Source organism: Streptomyces sp. NPDC052107, from assembly GCF_040680215.1.
GTDB lineage: Bacteria > Actinomycetota > Actinomycetes > Streptomycetales > Streptomycetaceae > Streptomyces.
This window is the reverse complement of the sequence record NZ_JBFAWG010000240.1, coordinates 1-2483: the sequence shown is the minus strand read 5'-3', so window position 1 is coordinate 2483 and position 2483 is coordinate 1. Positions and strand designations below refer to the sequence as shown.

The following is a 2483-nucleotide window of genomic DNA, read 5'->3' as shown; positions in this document are numbered from 1 at the left end:
ACCAGGCCGACGCGCCGCACCAGCCCCCCGACGCCAAGTGCACCTCCGTCGTGAACAACTACTTCGGCTTCATCTACAACAAGAAGCGGCTCGCGGACCCGCCCCGCACCTGGGTGCCCGCCTCGGCAACCCGCATGACCAAAGAAGAGGCGCTCGCCGAGCTCGCGGGCACCAGCCAGCGAGCGCCTGCCGCGCCTCGGCGGCGCGCGGAGCCGTATCAGCCCTTGACCCCCGTCCCGGCCAGCTGGGTACGCCCCGGCCAGGCCACTGCCCCCGCCGATCCGTCTTCAAAGGACGCATCATGACTACTGCACCCCAACGCAAGCACGTGCCCAGGCGCCGCGCCGAGTCGCCCGCGGGCCCCTCCGTCACGGCGCCCCGCCGCCGGCCCGATCTGCGTCCGCAGTTCTTCCTCGATATTCCGGACTCGCAACTGGTCGCTACCGACACGCTGCTGCAGATCAAGGACACCGTCGTCGACACCGTCGAATCCAGGGCGATGTCGGTGATCTACGGCGACGCGGGGCTCGGCAAGAGCTTTTCCACCCGGGCCACGATCCAGGAGATGAACCCTGATCTGATCCTCCCGCTGGACTTCGCCCGCTCCCGCCCCGGGCCGAAGGACCTGCGCGAGGAGCTGTTCCACCAGATGAACCTCTCCTGCAAGATGCCCGGCACCCCGACCGCGTTCGACAAGCTGCTGCGCGAGACCCTGCCCCGGCGCCCGTATGTGATCGTGTGCGACGAGGCCCAGCAGTACCGGCGGGAGAACTTCGAGTTCCTGCGCAAGCTGTGGGACACCTGCGACCCCAAGCCCGCCATCCTCTTCGTCGGCGGCCGGGAGGCGTACGAGACGCTGCAGAGCGACCCGGCGCTGGCCTCGCGGATCTACATCCGCCTGGAGATCCTCGCGATGTCCCCCGAGGAGGTCCTCAAGACCGTCCCCGACTCCCACCCGGTGTGGCGGGACGTCGACGAGGCGCTGCTGAAGCGGATCGACACCCAGCACGCCGACGGTTCTTTCCGCGAATGGGCAAGAATCACCAAACACGTCCTGAAGGGCCTTCAGTACTTCGGCGCGGAGAAGGTCGACGACCGAGTCGTGGACTGGGCCCTGGCACGGTGCTGACCACCGCGCCCCCCTCGCGGGCCGTCTGGGGCAAGGCGGCGGCAGGGGAACCTTTCGCCGCCGTGGACGACGCCGCCCCACCCGGCCTGCACTTCCTCGCTGTCCCCGGGGTACGCACCCTGCTCACCCCGGGCATGCTCGCCGTGGGCGAGGCGCTCGCCGACGCCTGTGCCCAGCGGCGCTTCTTGTGCGTGCTGGGCGATGCCGGGGTCGGCAAGACCTTCGCCGTCCGCACCGCGGCACACCGTCTCGGCGCGGCTGTGCTGCTTGACCTGCGGGCCCAGCCCACGCCGGCGGACCTGCGCACCGGCCTCCACGGCGCACTCGAGCTCACCGGCGAACCGCCTGCCGACCCCGGAGCCGCCGACACGCTGATCCGCCACGCCCTGGCCGCCACACCGCGGATCATCGTCGTCGACGACGCCGACCGGATGTCGGGGTCCTGCTTGGAGTACCTGCGCTTCCTCCACGACGGCACCCCTGGCGGGCTGTGCGTGGTCCTGATCGCCGGGCAGCGCGGCGAACGGCACCTACGCGCCCAGCGGATGCTCGGCACCCGCACCGCCGCCTGGCTTCACCTCTCTGCGCTCACCCGCGACCAGGTCCCTCTGGCGGTGCCCGCCCTGCACCCCCTGTGGCAAGCCGTCGCCCCCGGGCACCTGCAGGCGCTGGACGCCCGCTTTGCCAGCGGCAGTCTGCGCCGCTGGGTCCTGCTCACTCACCACACCCAGCGGGCCCTGGCCGCCACAGCAGCCGCGGCGCCCGACCCTCGCCTGCTTAAGACCGTCGTCGACCGCATCGACACCCCGGGCCGACGCCCATGACCACACCCCCTCGCGCCCCACAACAGCCTGCGGCATCGACGGTGCCGCCGGTGAGGCTGCTCCTCGACAGCGACGACGACCACGCGGTGCACCGAGCCGCCTACCAGTGGGCCGATCCCGCCCGCGGCCGGATCACCGTCGACCCCACCCCGCACACCACCAGCCCGGCCTACCTCGCGCTGGATGTGCTGCGCGCCATGGGACGCGACGGCTTCTCCCGCCCGGAGGCCGAGCGGATGTCCACCGACCCGGCCTGGCGCGCGGTGACCTGCTGGACCCTGGCCCCCGACGTGCACGAGGCGATCGTGCTGCGCGCCCACCGCCTCACGGTGGAGCGGCTGCGCCGCCTGGCAGCCTGGCGCGCGGATACCGGTATCCGCCTCACCCTCCTCGCCCACACGCCGGAGCAGGCCGATGAGCAGCGCCTGCGTGAACACCTCACAGCCGCCGGGCTGACCGACGTGGTGACCGTACGCGGCACGACCGCCGTCCTCGGCGCGATCGGCCCGGCCGCCACCGGCCGACGCGTC

2 protein-coding genes and 2 pseudogenes are annotated in these 2483 nt (G+C 72.0%); all 4 read left to right on the top strand.

What is annotated here, in order from left to right; translation table 11 throughout:
* Positions 1 to 113 (top strand): annotated as a pseudogene (locus AB0M27_RS47385) (2-aminoethylphosphonate ABC transporter substrate-binding protein); the annotation flags it as partial.
* Between the two features lie 188 nt (positions 114 to 301).
* A complete protein-coding gene (locus AB0M27_RS47380; protein ID WP_365732401.1) occupies positions 302 to 1129 on the top strand; it encodes an ATP-binding protein in 828 nt (275 codons plus the stop codon).
* Entirely contained in the window at positions 1123 to 1953 is an 831-nt protein-coding gene (locus AB0M27_RS47375; RefSeq protein WP_365732400.1) for an ATP-binding protein, read from the top strand. Before AB0M27_RS47380 ends, AB0M27_RS47375 begins: the two co-directional genes overlap by 7 nt.
* Before the next feature lie 50 nt (positions 1954 to 2003).
* Positions 2004 to 2483, top strand: a pseudogene (locus AB0M27_RS47370) (hypothetical protein); the annotation flags it as partial.